Raw genomic sequence first — 15647 nt, 5'->3', positions numbered from 1 at the left:
ATTGGGTTTGGACCCTAGTAGGCCCCTCAGTAGATGCCTACCCGATAGCACAAGCCTTTGTTGCTGAGCTTACCCGCTTAGGCGTGCAGGATGCCGCCAATCGCGTGTTCATTACCGGTGTTCCGCTGCGCGTGTAGTGACGCGCGCTCAAAGTTACATTCTGACAAATCGAAAATTCGGCTGGGGGGCGGTGGCGACGCCGCCGCTCCGCCAATGATCGAACCCGCCGGGGCTACCGCCGATACCGTCATATCTTTCGGTGAGGATCAGGTCAGCGAGCGCACATGCGCCTCCCATGCGGCGAACCCTTCGCGGGTATAGCTGGACAGGTCTGCCACATCATAGCGCCGTTCCAGTCCCTGCTTGGCGTGATTGAGCATGGCTTCCGCCACTTCGTAGGCAATGCCGAGCCGGAAGGTGTTCGACCGCATCGTGCGGCGCAAATCGTGATAGCCCCACCGTTCCAGCGACCGGCCTGCCAGCCGTTCCATGCGGGCGTGGACACGATCCCTGACACGATACCAGTTGCGCCGCTCGACCAGTGCCTTGCCGGTGGCGTTCGGTGCCAGCCAATGCCCCTTGGCCTGCTCGAACAGTTCGCGGCCCCATGTGCCCAGCGCAACGGCGTGAGGCTGCGCGTTCTTCGTGCGTTCGCCGGGGATCGTCCACACGCCGCCGCGATACTCGGATAGCGGTGCCTCGACGACCTCGCTGAAACGGCAGCCGGTCAACAGCATGAGCGTAAGCGCGCGCATGTAGGACGCGCCCTGCACCGCTACAGCAGCGAGGAACCAGCCGATTTCTTCGTCGGTCAGGATGCGCCGCCGCCCCGGCGATTGCGCGAAGTAGCGCGCCGACAGGCTGGCGGTGGGATCGTTGTCGATACGGATTCCAGCGCGCTGGCCTGCGCGCGATGCAAACCATGCCCACATGACCTTGAGTTCGCCTGCCAGCCTATTGGCCCGGACAGGTGCCGTCTCGCCTTTGCGCTCAACCAGCGCCCATAAGTCGTCCGCCGTCACCTCGTTGAGCGCCGCCGCCGACAAGGTGGGTTCAATGTCGCCGGTCCATACCCCACGCTTATCAGCCAGTGTGCGAGGCTTGAGGACGCGCCGGGTGCCCTTCATGGTATCTGACCAGTATAACGCCCACGCCTCGCCTACGGTCATTGTCCGTGCCTGTAGCGCCGCCGTAGAAGCCCGTTCCGCTTCGCGTGGGTCAATACCCGCCTCGACCTGCTCGTTGAGCCTGTCAGCCCATGTGCGGGCGTCTGACAGCCCATGTGCGGGATATGTGCCGAGAGTCAGCCGGATCAGCGCCGCCGATCCCTTCAACCGTCGATAGTAGCGCCATGTCCGGGTGCCTGCCTTGGCCTCGACTGACAGCCCAGCCGTTACGGGGTCTGACAGCTTGCCAGCATGAAGGGAGAGAATCGCCTTGTCGGTGAACGCCTGTTTGCGCGCCATCGTCTTTGCCCAGCCGTGGGACTTGGCCGGTGGAGTGATACAACGAGTGATACAAATCCTGTATCATCTCGCCATTGGCTGGCCATCATCGGGTAAGCCGTGATGACAAACCGTATCGCCGAACCGTGGCCTAAGCCGTTCGTAAACGCTGGTTTTTTGACGATTTCGGGATGGTGCCGCTTACAGGACTCGAACCTGTGACCCCCGCATTACGAATGCGATGCTCTACCAGCTGAGCTAAAGCGGCCCATCATCGGTCGAACCGGCTGGTATCCGGTCGAGGTGGGCGCGCTTAACAGGTTGGTGGGGGGCTGGCAAGCGCCTTCGCTCTTTACGGAGGGTTAACTACGGCAGGCGTAGGGTGGGACCATGGCCAGAAAGACCGTCATGAACAGCCCTTCGGGGCCAGCCGCCGCGCCGACGGGCGGTGTTGCCGTCGATTCGGCGGCGGTCGACGGGCCGGAGGATGCCCTGTCGAGCTTGGCAGGGCGCGAGCGGCGGCTGCATGCGCGCGCCTATCATCACTGGGCCTCCTTGCTGGATGGTGCGCGGTTTCCGCTCATCCGGTCGCTCGACCCCGGGGCGATCGGCGACTTTGCCGCCAATTCGGTGCTGCTCGATTTCCGGGGGAGCCGGACCGACCCCGTCATCGCCTATATCGGCAGTGCGCTGCGCGACGAATGCGATTTGGACCATCGGCCTGAGCGGATCGTCGACCTGCCCGAGCGCTCGCTGCTCGCTCGCATGACCGGGCATTGCAGCCAGATCGTGATCGATCAGGTGCCGGCCGGGTTCGAGGCCGAATTCATCAATACGCGTGGTCGCACCACGCTCTATCGCGGCATCCTGCTGCCCTATTCTTCCGACGGGCTGATGATCGATTTCGTGCACGGCGTCGTCAGTTGGAAGGAATTGGCCGACCCGCTGCTGCAGGCGACGCTCGATTCGGCGCTGCTGGATTCGCTGGGCGACCGGGCGGTGCCTGTATCACCGGAGGCCACAGCGGGTCTGTGGGCCGAGGGGCGACCCAATTCCCCGCGCCTGAGGGCGGAGGCGCCGGATATTCTGGCTCATATCGCCTTTGCCACCGGCGCGGAGCCCGGCACGGCGGTTGTGCTGGCGGGGCATGTGGCGACGGACGGGGGCATGGCGGTCACCGGATCGGTCGTTGGCGACGACGAGCTGGCCGACAGGGTATTGCGCGCCTCGCACTGAAAGTTGCGCTGCGGCGCAACATCTTTTCTCTGCCGGCAAAGGGTTGAGCGGCGCGAAAGCCCGGCCTAGGACTTACCGCCATGGCACCGAATATGTCGCATCCGATGGCCGACGCGATTGCCGCGCGGCTGACCCAGGGCGCCCTTCCGGCGGAGTTGCAGGGGTTCGGCCCCGCGGAGGTGGCGGCCGCAGCGGCCTTCGTCGCCGGGGTGGCGCAACAGCGCGCGCCGGGAGAACCGTCGATCGCGCTGGAGCCGATGTCGGGCGACGACACGCACCGCCGGATGCGTCTGGCCATCGTCAATGACGACATGCCTTTCCTGGTCGATTCGATCGCGGCGATGGTCGGCGCGGACGGCATTGCGATCGACCGCGTGATCCACCCCGTCCTGCCCGTGACCCGCGATGCCGAAGGCCAGCTTCAGGCGATCGGCACGGGCGGAAAGTCCGAATCCTTCATCTATCTGGAAATGGAACGCGCCGATGCGCGGGACCGGCGCGGGCTGGTCGACGATCTGCGCGCCGTGCTGGCCGATGTCCGGGCCGCCGTCGCGGACTGGTCGGGGTTGCAGGACGCGCTGGCTGCCGATGCGACGACGCTGGGCGAGAAGAATGGCGAGGGCGCGGCGCTCCTCCTGTGGTTCCTGGGCGGCAAGCTGACGCTGCTGGGTCATGAGAAATGGTATGAGGATGGCCGCGACGCGCCCGCGCTGGGCGTGGCGCGGACGCCGCACAAGGTGCCGCTGCTCGCCGACACGTCGCGCCAGCGCGCGCTCGACTATTTCGTCGAGGGCGGGGCGGCGCCGCTGCTGCTCAAGTCCAACGCGATCTCGACCGTGCATCGCTCGGTGCCGCTGGACCTGGTGCTGGTGCCGGTGATGGAAGCGGGCCGCGTCGTCGGCCTGTCGATCCATGCCGGGCTGTGGACCAGCGCCGCGCTGGCCAGCCCGCCGCATGAGGTCCCGGTGCTGCGCACGCGGCTCGCCGCACTGCAGGCCAAGTTCGGTTTCGATCCGCGCGGCCATACCGGCAAGGCGCTGACCCATGCGTTGACCGCGCTGCCGCATGATCTGGTGACCGCCTTCCCGGCCGAGGCGCTGGAGCAGCTGGCGCTGACCGCCATGTCGCTGGCCGACCGGCCGCGCCCCGAGCTGGTGCTGATCCGCTCCGTGTTGCAGCGGCATTTGTTCGCGTTCGTCTGGCTGCCCCGCGACGAACTGACCACCGCGCGGCGCGTGGCGATCGGCGAGATGCTGGGCGAGGCGGCGAACGGCTCGCTGCTCAACTGGTCGATCGCGCTGGAGGACGGCGTCGTCGCGCTGATCCGCTATACGATCGACCTGCGCCAGGACGGCCGCCTGCCCGATACGGCGGCGCTGTCCGAGCGGCTGCGCAAGATGGTGCGCGGCTGGATGCCCGACGTCGAGGCGGCGCTGGCCGAGCAGGTGCCCGCCCCGCGTGCCGCGCGTCTGGCGCTGCGCTGGGCCAATGGCTTCCCGACCAATTACCGCAATGTCAGCGATGCGTCGGAAGCCGCCGCCGACATTCTGCGCCTGGCGTCCTTGGAGAATGAATCGAGCCGATCGGTCCGCCTCTTCCCGGTCCAGCCGGGGCAGGATCGCCAGCTGAAGATCTACAAGCTGAACGGCGCGCTGCCCTTGTCGGACGCGGTGCCGGTGATGGAGAATTTCGGCTTCCGCGTGATCGGCGAGCTGCCGACCCGGCTGCGCGACGAGGCCGATCCCTTCGTCCATGACTTCATCGTCGAGACCGAGGCGACCACCGAGCCCAAGGGCGCGGCGGTGCTGGAGGGTGCGATCGCCGCCGTGCTGGAGGGCAAGGCGGAGAATGACGCGTTCAACCGCCTGATCGTCGATGTCGGCCTCAGCCCGCAGGCGGTGGTGCTGTTCCGTGCGTGGTTCCGCTATCTGCGCCAGGCGGGGCTGCCCTATGGCCTCACCACCGTGGTCGATGCCCTGCGCCGCGCGCCCAAGCTCGCCACCGCGCTGATCGAGCGGTTCACCGCCGCGCATGACCCGAAGGCGAAGGGCGATATCGCCGCCGCCGATGCGGCGATCACGGCCGGGCTGGATGCGGTGTCGGCGATCGACGACGACCGTATCCTGCGCAGCTTCCGCGACATGATCGCCGCCACGCTGCGCACCAACGCCTTTGCCGAGGCGGGCAAGGAAGCGCTGGCGTTCAAGCTGGACAGCCACCGGATTCCGGGGCTGCCCGCGCCGCTGCCGTGGCGTGAGGTGTGGGTTTACTCCCCGCGCGTCGAGGGCATCCATCTGCGCGCCGGGCCGGTGGCGCGTGGCGGCCTTCGCTGGTCGGATCGTCGCGACGACTTCCGCACCGAAATCCTGGGCCTGATGAAGGCGCAGCGGGTGAAGAATGCGGTCATCGTGCCGACCGGCGCAAAGGGCGGTTTCTATCCCAAGCAGCTGCCGTCGCCGGTCACCGACCGCGACGGCTGGGCCGCCGAGGGCAAGGAAAGCTACCGCGTGTTCATCCGCGCTTTGCTGTCGATCACCGACAATATCGTCGAGGGCGCGGTGGTGCACCCGGATGGCGTGCGCGTGCTGGACGGTGAGGACCCCTATTTCGTGGTCGCCGCCGACAAGGGCACCGCAACCTTCTCCGACGTCGCCAATGCGCTGGCGCTGGAGCGCGGCTTCTGGCTGGGCGACGCCTTCGCGAGCGGTGGCAGCCAGGGTTACGACCACAAGGCGATGGGCATCACCGCCAAGGGGGCCTGGGTCTCGGTGCAGCGTCACTTCGCCGAGCGGGGCGTCGACGTACAGAGCCAGCCCATCCGCGTCGTCGGCTGCGGCGACATGTCGGGCGACGTGTTCGGCAACGGGATGCTCTTGTCCAAGGCGATCAAGCTGGTCGCCGCGTTCGACCATCGCCACATCTTCCTCGATCCCAATCCCGATCCCGCGACGAGCTGGGACGAGCGCGCGCGCATGTTCGCGCTGCCCCGGTCGAGCTGGGCGGATTACGACACCAGCCTGATCTCGCCCGGCGGCGGCGTCTTCCCGCGTTCGGCCAAGACGATCCCGCTGTCGGACGAAATCCGCGAGGCTTTGGGCATCACCGCCACCTCGCTGGAACCGGCGGCTTTGATCTCGGCGATCCTGAAAGCGCCGGCCGATCTGCTCTGGTTCGGCGGCATCGGGACCTACATCAAGGCGGCGGCGGAGAATAACGTCCAGGTCGGCGATCCGGCGAACGACCGCCTGCGCGTCGATGCCGAGGATCTGCGCGTCACCGCCATCGGCGAGGGCGCCAATCTGGGCGTGACGCAGGCCGCGCGCATCGCCTTTGCCGAGCGGGGCGGGCGGATCAACACCGACTTCATCGACAATTCGGCGGGCGTCGACTGTTCGGATAACGAGGTCAACATCAAGATCGCGCTCAACCGCGAGATGATCGAGGGCCGTCTGGCGGAGGACGACCGCAACACGCTGCTCGCCTCGATGACCGATGACGTCGCGCATCTGGTGCTGGAGGATAACCGCCTCCAGACTTTGGGCCTGTCGATCGCGGAAGCGGATGGCGCGGCCGCGATGCCGAGCTATGTCCGCGTCATCGAGATTTTCGAGAGCGCCGGGCGGCTCGACCGCGCGGTCGAGGGGCTGGGCAGCAACGACGTGCTGCTCCGGCGCGGGCAGGACGGGATTCCGCTGACCCGGCCCGAACTGGCGGTGCTGCTGGCGACGGCCAAGTTGACGCTGCAGGACGCAATCGAGAACAGTGCGCTCGCGCTGGACGACGAACTGCTCCCCGATCTGCACGCGGCCTTCCCGCCTGCGATGCAGGAGGCCTTCGGTGAGGCCATCGACCAGCATCGCCTGCGCGGCGAGATCGTCGCGACCAAGCTGGCCAACCGGATCGTCAACCGGATGGGCATCCTCCATCCGTTCGAGCTGGCGGAGGAAGAGGGCGCGGCGATGGCCGACATCGCGGCGATGTTCGTCGTGGTCGAGCGGCTGTTCGATCTGCCGTCCTTGTGGACCGCGATCGAGACGGCGGCGATGCCCGAAGCGGCGCGTATCGCGCTGTTCGACGAGGTGGCGCGCGCCACGCGGTCGCAGATTGCCGACCTGTTGCGGTCGATGCCGGCGGGCACCTCGCCGGGCGCGGCGCTGGAGCGGTTGCAGCCGGGCATCGCGCGGCTGGCGGCGGAAACGCCCGCATTGCTGCGCGACGAGGCCAAGGCGCAGAGCGCGCGTGTGGTTGCTGCACTGGAAGATGCGGGCGCGCCCGCCGATCTTGCGGCGCGGGTGGTGCGCGTGTCGGAACTCGACGGCGCGGTCGGCCTGGCCGATCTCGGCCAGCGTCTGTCGCTCGACGAGACGCGGCTGACCCATGCCTTCACCCGCCTGGGTCAGGCACTCGGCCTCGACTGGGCGCAGGGTCAGGCGGCGCGGATCAGCCCGAGCGATCCGTGGGAGCGCTTGCTGATCGCGGGCCTCGCGCGCGATTTCCAGCAGCAGCGGCTCGATTTCCTGGGCCGTGCGGGCGCGACCGATCCGGAAGCGGCGGTCGAGGCCTGGCTGGAACGCAATGCCGCGCGCGTCGGCCAGTTCAAGGCGGTGATCGACCGGGCCCGCTTGGCCGCCCAGCCCAATGCCGCGATGCTGGCCCAGATCGCAGGGCAGGCGCGGGTGCTGCTGGGTCGCTGATCTGTTCCCCGGCGAAGGCCGGGGTCCAGTTCCAGTGCCGATTGAAGCGCGCAAAACGTCGCGTGGGAGGCCTCTCCCGCGCGGCGTTTTTTGTTCACGCGAAGCCGCGATGACGCGAAGAATTTTGGTTCGCGCGGAGACGCGGAGGCGCGGAGAAGAAGGTTTTTTCGCGCAGAGGCGTAGAGGACGCAGAGAGGAATCGCCGCGCGCAGCGCCCTCTATTTGTCAGCGCCCGAGATAAGAAGGCCGCTGGCGCGGCGGGCAGACACCTCCGCGTCTCCGCGCCTCCGCGCGAACCAACCTTCTTCCTTCTTCTTCGCGTCCTCGCGGCTTCGCGTGAAAAATCAGATCGCCGCGCACTTCTCCAGCAACCAGTCGCGATCCGCACCCTCCAGCTCCGGCGCCAGAACCTCCGCCACCCGCGCATGATAGGCGTTGAGCCAATCGCGTTCCTCGGACGTCAGCAACTCTGCCACGATCAGCGACCGCTCGATCGGACACAGGGTCAGCGTCTCGAAGCTCAGCATGTCGCGGTCCGCGCCCGCGATGGCGCGCGGCTCGACCAGCACCAGATTCTCGATGCGGATGCCGTACTCGCCCGCCTTGTAATAACCCGGCTCGTTGGACAGCATCATGCCCGCGCGCAGCGGCTCCATCGCGGCACCGCCGGGATAATTGGGTGCGGCGATACGCTGCGGCCCTTCATGCACCGACAGATAGGCGCCGACACCGTGGCCGGTGCCATGGGCATAATCCAGCCCGACCTCCCAGAGCGGCCGCCGCGCCAGCGAGTCCAGATGCCCGCCCAAGGTTCCATCCGGGAAGACGGCGGTGGCCAAGCCGATATGGCCCTTCAACACGCGGGTGAAGCGGTCGCGCATCTCGTCCGTGGGCGTGCCGATCGGCATGACGCGGGTGATGTCGGTGGTGCCGTCCTGATACTGCCCGCCGGAGTCGATCAGGAACAGCTGCCCCAATTCGATCGCCGCGTTCGACTCCTCAGTGACGTGGTAATGCGGGCTGGCACCATGCGCCCCGGTCGCCGAGATGGTCACGAAGCTGGTGTCCTTCAGCAGCCCGGTCGCCTCGCGACACGCCAGCAGCTGCGCGGCGGCGGAGAGTTCGGTCTGGCCGCCCTTGGGGCATTCCTCCTCGACCCAGCGCAGGAAACGCACCATCGCCGCGCCGTCGCGGATGGAGGCGGCGCGGTGACCGGCGACCTCGGCGGGGTTCTTGATCGCCTTGGTCAGCACCACCGGGTCGCGAAGCGCCAGCACCTTGGCGCCGCCTGCTTCCAATGCCTGCGCAATGGCGGCGACCGCGCGCTCGGGATCGGCCACGATACGCTTGCCCGCAAAGCCGGTCAGATAGCCATCGAACGCCGCCCGGTCGTGCAGCCGTACCGCATTGCCCAGGTGCGCGCGAACCTCTGGCGTGATCTTCTCCGGTGCCACGAACAGGTCGGTTTCGCCGTCCGCATGGACGATGGCATAGGACAGAGCGACCGGCGTATGCGCGACATCGGTCCCGCGCACGTTCAGCGCCCAGGCGATCGAATCGAGCGCCGACAGCACCACCGCATCGGCGCGTTGTTCGGCCAGCCACTCGCCGATCCGCGCACGCTTGGCGGCCGAACTTTCGCCCGCCACCGCATCGTCCTGCACGGTGAGCACGGCAGGGGAGGGGGCGGGGCGGTCGGTCCAGACCGCGTCAATCGGGTTGGTCGTCACCGCGACCAGTTCCGCCTCGCGGTCGGCCAGCGCGGCGGTCATGTCGGCGACCTGCTGGCGGGTGTGCAGCCATGGGTCATACCCGATCCGCTGCCCCGCCGCCGTCTCTCGACCCAGCCACCCCGCCACGCTGTCCTGCGGCACTGGGATATAGGCATAGTCCTCGCCCGACACCTGCTCGCGCACCTGCAGTGTGTAGCGCCCGTCCGTGAAGATTGCCGCCTTGGTCGTCAGCACCACCGCCGACCCCGCCGAGCCCCCAAAGCCGGTCAGCCAGCCAAGGCGCTGTGCATAGTCGCCGACATATTCGCTCATGTGCTCGTCGGTCAGCGGCACGACGAAACCGTCGAGCCCTTGGGCAGCCAGTTCGGCGCGAAGGGCGGCAAGGCGGACGGAATGGGACATGGCACAACCTGACTGGAATGGAATGCGCCCAGTCTAGTCTTCCGGTTACACAGCGTCGAGCCTCACGGGACTTGATGTACTTGTCGGACGATATACGATCCTGAGCCGAGACAGGCTTGAGGATGGCATGATGATCGACCGGCGGAGCATCCTGGTGGGGGCGGGCGCGACGGCGCTGTTCGGTGGTATCGCCAAGGCGACGGAGGCGGATGCGTTCCGGCCCGGCGAGGTCTGGAACGACACGAACGGCATCGCGATCAATGCGCATGGCGGCGGGCAGCTGCGCCATGGCGGTCGCTGGTGGTGGCATGGCGAGCACAAGACCGCGGGCGAGGCGGGCAACCGTGCCCAGGTCGGGGTCCATGCCTATAGCTCGACCGATCTGGTGAACTGGCGCGACGAGGGTGTGGCGCTGGCGGTGTCGGACGATCCCGATAGCCCGATCGCGCGCGACTGTATCCTGGAGCGGCCCAAGGTCGTCTACAACCCGCGCACCCGCCAGTTCGTCATGTGGTTCCATCTGGAGCTGCGCGGCAAGGGGTACGGCGCGGCGCAGGCGGGCGTCGCGGTCGCCGACCGGCCGCAGGGGCCGTTCCGCTTCCTCCATGCGGGCCGCGTCAATCCCGGCATCTGGCCCGCCAACGCGACCGCCGCGGACAAGGCCCCCGGCACCACCCTGGCCCGCGATTTCGCGGGCGGGCAGATGGCGCGCGACATGACGATCTTCGTCGACGGCGGCACGGCGTGGCACGTCTATGCGTCGGAGGAGAATGACACGCTCCAGATCGCGCGGCTGGCCCCCGACTGGACCCGCCATGACGGCTATTATGTCCGCGCGCTGCCCGATGGCGGGAACGAGGCGCCCGCGCTCTTCAAGGCGAAGGGGCGTTATTACATGTTCGCCTCGGGGCTTACCGGCTGGCGGCCCAATCCGGGGCGCGTCTATGTCGCGGACAAGGTGACGGGGCCGTGGCGCTCGCTGGGCAATCCGGTGCGCGGGAGCGAGGTCGACCAGCAGACGACCTTCCATTCACAATCCACCTTCGTCCTGCCGCTGCCGCCCGCGCGTCCGGGGGCGGAGCCGCGCTTCCTCTTCATGGCGGATCGCTGGCGGCCGGAAAATGCGATCGACGGGCGCTATGTCTGGCTGCCGGTGGAATGGGAGGGCGCGACGCCGGTGCTGCGCTGGCGGGACAGCTGGACGCTGGCGGACGGGTGGAAATAGCATGGCCGCCACCCCTTCCGGCGGGGGCCAAGCCTAGCTACATCCGGGCGATGACCGATAGCCCCGCGCTCACGCCCCCCGTCGCCGAGACCCGTCCGCACAGCTTCACCATCCATGGGACGACGATCGAAGATCCCTATGCCTGGTTGAAGGACCCCGCCTATCCCGAGGTCACCGACAAGGACGTGCTCGCCTATGTCGAAGCGGAGAATGCCTATTTCGAAAGCGTCATGGCCCCGCGCCAGCCGCTGATCGACCGGCTGTACGAAGAGATGAAGGGGCGGATCAAGGAGGACGAATCCTCGGTGCCGCAAAAGGACGGCGACTGGATCTACTGGACCGGGTTCGAGACGGGCGGGCAATATCGCAAATGGTGGCGCAAGCCCGTGGCGGGCGGCCCCGACGAACTGCTGCTCGACGAACCGGCGCTGGCCGAGGGCAAGGAATATTTCCGGCTGGGTGCCTTCTCGATCAGCAACAATGGCCGTTACCTGGCCTATGCGATCGACGACAATGGCTCGGAACGGTTCGAGGTGCGGGTCAAGGACCTGACGACGGCTGAGCATCTGCCCGATGTCATCCCCGGCATGTTGTCGGAAATCGTCTGGGTCGCGGACGATAGCGGTTTTCTCTACGGCGTGGCGAATGCGCAGTGGCGGACCGACAATGCGCGCTTCCACAAGCTGGGCACCGATGTCGCCGAGGATGTCGAGCTGTTCCACGAGGATGACGAGGGTTACCGCGTCGCCGTCGCCGAGACCTCCGCGCGCAACTGGATCGTGATCGCGACCGGCGACCATGTCACCAGCGAGGTGCGGTTGCTGCCCGCCGACAATGTCTTTGCCGAACCCATCCTGGTCGCGCCCCGCAAGGAAGGGCGCGAATATGATGTCGACGAGCATGACGGCACGCTGTTCATCCACACCAACGACGTGGACCCGCAGTTCCGCCTCTGCACCGCCTCGATCGACAATCCCGGCGAGTGGCACGAATTGATCGCGCCCAACCCGCATTTCTACATGACCGGGGTGGAATGCTATAAGGACTTCTTCGTGGTCGAGGGGCGCGAGGACGGTTTGGACCGGATCGCCATCCATCGCTACGATACGCCGACCGTGGCCCAGCGGATCGACTTCCCCGAGGCGAGCTACACCGCCGGGCTGGGCGACAATCCCGAATATGACGTGTCGACCTTGCGCCTCGGTTATGAGTCGATGGTCACGCCGGGCACCGTTTATGATTACGACGTGGCGACCGGCGGGCTGACCGTGCTGAAGGTGCAGGAAATCCCGTCGGGCTATGACGGCGACAAGTACCGGACCGAGCGGCTGAAGATTGCTGCTCGCGACGGGACGATGGTGCCGGTGTCGATCGTCTACCCGAAGGACTTTCCGCGCGACGGATCGGGCAAGCTGTTCCTCTATGCGTACGGCGCCTATGGCTATGCCATCCCGCCGGGCTTCTCCACCGGCCGCATGAGCCTGCTCGATCGCGGTTTCGCCTATGCCATCGCGCATATCCGCGGCGGCGACGATCTGGGCCAGCAATGGTATCTGGACGGCAAGCTGGAAAAGCGGACCAACACGTTCCACGATTTCGTCGACGTGGCGAAGGGCCTGATCGAGGGCGGCTGGACCAAGGCCGGGAGCATCGCCATCGCAGGCCGCTCGGCGGGTGGTGAGCTGATGGGCGCGGTGGTCAATTCGGACCCCGAACTCTGGGGCGCGGTGATCGCCGACGTGCCGTTCGTCGATGTGCTCAACACGATGCTGGACGCCGAACTGCCGCTGACGCCGGGCGAGTGGCCCGAATGGGGCAACCCGATCGAGGACGCCAAGGCATTCGAGCTGATCCGCAGCTACAGCCCCTATGACAATGTGAAGGCGCAGGCTTATCCGCCGATGTTCATCTCGGGCGGGCTGAACGATCCGCGCGTCACCTATTGGGAGCCCGCCAAATGGGCCGCCCGCCTGCGCGCGACCAAGACCGATGACAATCTGCTGCTGCTCAAGACCAATATGGGTGCAGGGCATGGCGGCAAGTCGGGCCGGTTCGAGTCCCTGCGCGAGGGCGCGGAGGAGCACGCCTTCATCCTGTGGCAGATGGGAGTCGAATCCTGAGCATAGAGGCGATCGTCGCGCGTTACGGCGTCGCGGCCATCGCGCTCGGCGCCGGGCTGGAGGGCGAGACGGCGGTCGTGACCGGCGGCATTCTGTCGCATCAGGGGCTGATCGGCTGGCCCGCCGCCTTCCTGGCCGCAGCGATCGGGTCGTTCCTGGCGGATCAGGTCTTCTTCACTATCGGCCGCCGCGCACGCGACGGGCGCTGGGTGGCCAAGTTGCGCAAGCGCCGCGTCTATACGCGCGTCACGAAGCTGATGGAGCGTTACCCGGTCGGCTTCATCTTCGCCTTCCGCTTCCTCTACGGCCTGCGCACGATCAGCCCGGTGGCGCTGGGCACCAGCCATGTGTCGACCCGGCTGTTCGTCGCGGTCAATGCCGCATCCGCCTTGTGCTGGGCAGCGATCTTCACCGGCATCGGTTATCTGTTCGGCGAGGCGTTTCACGAACTCGCCGCGCGTTATCGCCCGACGCTGCCGCACATCCTGATGGCGGCGGGGATGGTGATGGTCGCCGCCACGATCGGCTGGGGCGTCCGCGCGCTGTGGTTGCGATACAGGGAATCGAGCGAACAGGCATGAGCCGCTTCACCATGACCTTCACCGCCGGGCCAGAGCATATCGACGAGCTGGGCCATGTGAACAATGCCGTCTGGGTCCAGTGGATTCAGGCGATTGCGGGCGCGCATTGGGAATCCGTCGTGCCGCCCGAACATGTCGCCGCCCATATCTGGGTCGTGACGCGGCACGAGATCGACTATCGCGGCAATGTCGTGGCGGGCGAGACGGTGACCGCCGAAACTTGGGTCCCCAACCCGCCCAAGGGGGCACGCTTCGACCGGCATGTCCGCTTTCTGGATGCGCAGGGCCGGGTGAAGGTGGAGGCGGTGACGACCTGGGCGCTGATCGACCGCGCCACCGGCCGTCTGCTGCGCGTCACGCCCGAGATCGCCGCACCCTTTCGGGTTTGACCGCAAGAAGCGGGACGCATCGGGCGCGTTCCTGCGCTAGGGTAGCGGCCATGTTGAGCGAATGCACCATGGCCTCGCCGGTGGGCGAATTGACCCTCGTGGCGAGTACCGAAGGCCTGCGTGCCGTCCTGTGGGCCGAGGAGCGAGAAGGGCGGGTGAAGCTGCCCGCACGACAGGACGATCCGGCGCACGTGATCCTGACGGAGGCGGTGCGCCAGCTGACCGAGTATTTCGCGGGGGAGCGACGCGTGTTCGACCTGCCGCTCGATCCCGGCGGCACCGATTTCCAGAAGGCGGTGTGGACCGGCCTGGGCACCATTCCCTATGGCGAGACGCGCAGCTACGCCGCGCTCGCCACCGCGATCGGGCGGCCGGGCGCATCGCGCGCGGTGGGGGCGGCGAACGGGCGCAACCCGCTGTCGATCGTCACGCCCTGTCACCGGGTGATCGGGGCGAACGGCACGTTGACCGGCTTTGCGGGCGGGCTGGCGGTCAAGCAGTGGCTGCTGGCACACGAACGCGGCGAGCCGACACTGGCGCTCGCATGAGCTATCCGCCGCGCGCCTTTGTCGAGACCCGCGAAGACGTGCTGCTGGACGCCGTGGCGACGATCGGCCTCGCCTCGCTGGTCGTGGTGCGAGACGGCGTGCCCGAAGCGGTGTCGCTGCCGATGATCGCGACGCGACAAGGCGATGGCTGGGTGCTGGAGGGCCATGTCGCGCGCGCCAATCCGCTCTGGCGGTTGGCCGAGGGCGGTTGCGCGGCGCTGGCGATCTTTCAGGGGCCGCATGCCTATGTCCATCCCGGCTGGTATCCGACCAAGCGCGAGCATGGGAAGGTCGTGCCAACCTGGAATTACGTCGCTGTTCAGGCGCATGGGAGCCTGTCCGTCACGCACGACCCCGACTGGCTGGTAGCTCACCTCGCCCGGCTGACGGACGCGAAGGAAGCCGGACAGGTCGAACCCTGGTCGATCGACGATGCGCCTGCGAATTTCATCCAAGGCTTGCAGCGCGGCATCGTCGGCCTGACCCTGCGCGTCGCCCGGCTGGAGGGGGTGTGGAAGATCGCCCAGCACCAACCCGAACCCAACCGGCGCGGCGTCATTGCCGGACTGGCGGCGTCGGATGCGCCCGGGGACCGGGCGATGGCGACCATGATGCAACAAGCCGAGCGCGACCGGGCGGGGTAGGTTGATCGACAATTCGATCCTCCCCGGAACGGGGAGGGGGACCATGCGCAGCATGGTGGAGTGGGATCGCCGCAAGGTGTGTCTCAAGAGGAAGCCCCCCTCCGTCAGGGCTTCGCCCTGCCACCTCCCCGTACCGGGGAGGATGTCAACGTGACGGCTATGTCACTGGCGGCGGGAGAAATGCGTCCGTACCGGACCGGATATCAGTCCCGTGTCGGAGATTCCGGATGCGTCTGTTGCCCGCTTGCTCCACGCTTCTTACTATCCTGCTGTCTGCACCCGCCCCGGCAGAGGCACCGGCCATGCCCTGCTGCCGAACTCTGGGCGAAGTGCGCACCAACATCGACCGGATCGACGACCAGATCCTTCGCCTGATGGCCGAGCGGTCGCGCTACGTCGCCCAAGCCGGGCGCTTCAAGACCTCCGCCGCGACGGTCCGGGACGATGCGCGGATTCGGCAAATCCTGATGCGTATCCGGGAAAAGGCCGCGAAGCAGGGGCTGAGCCCCGATGTGGCGGAAGCGACTTTCCGCACGATGGTCGAGGGGTTCACGGCGCAGGAGGCGCGGCAAAAGGGGCGGTAGGACATCATCCTCCCCGGTACGGGGAAGGGGACCATGCGTAGCATGG

11 protein-coding genes and 1 tRNA gene are annotated in these 15647 nt (G+C 67.2%); 9 read left to right on the top strand and 3 right to left on the bottom strand.

Going from position 1 to position 15647, the window contains the following annotated elements:
* Positions 1-266 precede the first annotated feature (266 nt).
* Both SB4_RS11810 and SB4_RS11805 read right to left on the bottom strand, forming a co-directional pair.
* Positions 267-1466, bottom strand: a complete 1200-nt coding sequence (locus SB4_RS11810) for a tyrosine-type recombinase/integrase (protein WP_082670142.1) — start codon at positions 1464-1466, stop codon at positions 267-269.
* Between the two features lie 171 nt (positions 1467-1637).
* Positions 1638-1713 (bottom strand) — tRNA-Thr (locus SB4_RS11805).
* Between the two features lie 122 nt (positions 1714-1835).
* On the opposite strand from SB4_RS11805, the gene SB4_RS11800 reads away from it, so the two are divergent.
* Together SB4_RS11800 and SB4_RS11795 are read left to right on the top strand one after the other, a co-directional pair.
* Complete coding sequence (locus SB4_RS11800; RefSeq protein ID WP_193753806.1) at positions 1836-2681, top strand: PAS domain-containing protein; 846 nt, start codon at positions 1836-1838, stop codon at positions 2679-2681.
* An 80-nt stretch (positions 2682-2761) separates the two neighbouring features.
* Complete coding sequence (locus SB4_RS11795; RefSeq protein ID WP_058752728.1) at positions 2762-7375, top strand: NAD-glutamate dehydrogenase; 4614 nt, start codon at positions 2762-2764, stop codon at positions 7373-7375.
* 344 nt (positions 7376-7719) lie between these two features.
* Here the strand turns inward: SB4_RS11795 and SB4_RS11790 are convergent, their stop codons facing one another.
* A complete protein-coding gene (locus SB4_RS11790) occupies positions 7720-9510 on the bottom strand; it encodes an aminopeptidase P family protein (protein ID WP_058752727.1) in 1791 nt (596 codons plus the stop codon).
* A 127-nt stretch (positions 9511-9637) separates the two neighbouring features.
* Here SB4_RS11790 and SB4_RS11785 point away from each other — a divergent pair, with 127 nt between their 5' ends.
* The 7 genes from SB4_RS11785 (at position 9638) to SB4_RS11755 (ending at position 15601) form a co-directional block, all read left to right on the top strand.
* A complete protein-coding gene (locus SB4_RS11785) occupies positions 9638-10735 on the top strand; it encodes a glycoside hydrolase family 43 protein (RefSeq protein WP_206598006.1) in 1098 nt (365 codons plus the stop codon).
* Positions 10736-10785: 50 nt separating this feature from the next.
* The gene (locus SB4_RS11780) at positions 10786-12855 is read left to right on the top strand and encodes a S9 family peptidase (protein WP_058752725.1); all 2070 of its coding nucleotides are present in this window, start codon (positions 10786-10788) and stop codon (positions 12853-12855) included.
* A complete protein-coding gene (locus SB4_RS11775; RefSeq protein ID WP_153006194.1) occupies positions 12831-13436 on the top strand; it encodes a DedA family protein in 606 nt (201 codons plus the stop codon). Before SB4_RS11780 ends, SB4_RS11775 begins: the two co-directional genes overlap by 25 nt.
* Complete coding sequence (locus SB4_RS11770; protein WP_058752724.1) at positions 13433-13825, top strand: acyl-CoA thioesterase; 393 nt, start codon at positions 13433-13435, stop codon at positions 13823-13825. Before SB4_RS11775 ends, SB4_RS11770 begins: the two co-directional genes overlap by 4 nt.
* Positions 13826-13875: 50 nt before the next feature.
* Positions 13876-14373 carry a methylated-DNA--[protein]-cysteine S-methyltransferase gene (locus SB4_RS11765; protein WP_058752723.1) on the top strand — a complete coding sequence of 166 codons (498 nt, stop codon included), beginning with the start codon at positions 13876-13878 and terminating at the stop codon, positions 14371-14373.
* Positions 14370-15017, top strand: coding sequence for an FMN-binding negative transcriptional regulator (locus SB4_RS11760; protein ID WP_058752722.1), 648 nt, complete (start codon positions 14370-14372; stop codon positions 15015-15017). Before SB4_RS11765 ends, SB4_RS11760 begins: the two co-directional genes overlap by 4 nt.
* Positions 15018-15319: 302 nt before the next feature.
* Complete coding sequence (locus SB4_RS11755) at positions 15320-15601, top strand: chorismate mutase (RefSeq protein WP_058752721.1); 282 nt, start codon at positions 15320-15322, stop codon at positions 15599-15601.
* Positions 15602-15647: the final 46 nt, after the last annotated feature.

The organism is Sphingomonas sanguinis (genome assembly GCF_001476905.1).
Lineage (GTDB): Bacteria > Pseudomonadota > Alphaproteobacteria > Sphingomonadales > Sphingomonadaceae > Sphingomonas > Sphingomonas sanguinis_B.
This window is presented reverse-complemented; position numbering and strand designations above follow the sequence as displayed.